This is a genomic window from Streptomyces sparsus (genome assembly GCF_054776295.1).
This window is the reverse complement of the sequence record NZ_BAAHCA010001186.1, coordinates 1-1,273: the sequence shown is the minus strand read 5'-3', so window position 1 is coordinate 1,273 and position 1,273 is coordinate 1. Positions and strand designations below refer to the sequence as shown.

Sequence of the window (1,273 nt, the reverse complement as noted above, 5' to 3'; positions counted from 1 at the left end):
CCTGTCGCGGCGCGTACGGCGACGGCAGCGGTGCCGAGCCGGCCGCCGTCGCGCAGCACGACGTCGATGCGGTCGCCGCCGAGACCGGCCTTGAGCGCGTAGGGGGTGCCGTCGGCGATGTTGCGGCCGTGGTCGACGACGGTGACGTGGTCGGCGAGTTGGTCGGCCTCCTCCAGGTACTGGGTGGTGAGCAGGACGGTGGTGCCGCCGCCGACGAGGGAGCGGATCGCGTTCCACACCTCGGCGCGTCCGCGGGGGTCGAGTCCGGTGGTGGGCTCGTCGAGGAACAGCACCTCGGGTGCCGTGACGAGGGACGCGGCCAGGTCGAGGCGGCGCCGCATGCCGCCGCTGTACGCGGAGACCGGCAGGGAGCCGGTGTCGGTGAGGGCGAACCGCTCCAGCAGTTCGCCGGCGAGCCGGGCGGCGGTGCGGCGGCCCAGGTGGTGCAGGCGGGCGAAGAGTTCCAGGTTCTGCCGGCCGCCGAGTTCCTCGTCCACCGCCGCGTGCTGGCCGACGAGTCCGATCCGGCAGCGCACCTCGTCCGGTTGGCGGAGCACGTCGAAGCCCGCCACCCGGGCCGTGCCGGCGGTCGGGCGCAGCAGGGTGGTGAGCACCCGTACCGCGGTGGTCTTGCCGGCGCCGTTGGGGCCGAGCACGCCGTGCACGCTGCCCCGGCGCACTTCGAGGTCGAGCCCGTCGAGGGCGCGTTTGTCGCCGTAGTCCCTGCGCAGGTCCTCCACCGTGATCACCGCTTCGGCAGGGCCGGCGCCGGGTGTGCCGTCTGTTCGCAATCCACTCACTCCCCTCACGTAGTCAAAGTTGACTACGACGCCGGAGGGTATGCCCCGCCGACCCACTAGTCAAACTTGATGACTTGGGAGCGCCGCACCGTCGTCCGCATCGCAGAACCGGGTACCGGAACCCGGGCCGGGCGTGCGAGGCTGCGGGCATGCTGGGGATAACCGACCTGCCCACCTACCTGGTGGGGCTCGCGCTGATCATTCTGCTGCCCGGGCCGAACTCGCTGTACGTGGTCTCCGTCGCCGCGAGACGCGGGGTCCGCGCCGGCTACCGTGCCGCAGGCGGCGTGCTCTGCGGGGACACGGTGCTGATGGCCCTCTCGGCCGGCGGCGTCGCCTCGCTGCTCCAGGCCAGCCCGGTCGCGTTCTCGGTCGTCAGGTTCGCCGGCGCCGGTTACCTGACCTGGCTGGCGGTGGGCCTGCTGCGGGCCGCCTGGCAGCTCTGGCGCCGCCGACGGGAACACTTCGCAGCC

The 1,273-nt window shown here is 73.1% G+C and carries 2 protein-coding genes; one reads left to right on the top strand and one right to left on the bottom strand.

The window, feature by feature from the left end; translation table 11 throughout:
• A partial coding sequence (locus tag ACYVE9_RS27305) for an ATP-binding cassette domain-containing protein (protein WP_461030567.1) occupies positions 1-791 on the bottom strand: 791 nt, incomplete at its 3' end.
• A gap of 158 nt (positions 792-949) precedes the next feature.
• Here ACYVE9_RS27305 and ACYVE9_RS27300 point away from each other — a divergent pair.
• The coding region (locus ACYVE9_RS27300) for a LysE family transporter (RefSeq protein ID WP_461030566.1) at positions 950-1,273 on the top strand (324 nt) is incomplete at its 3' end.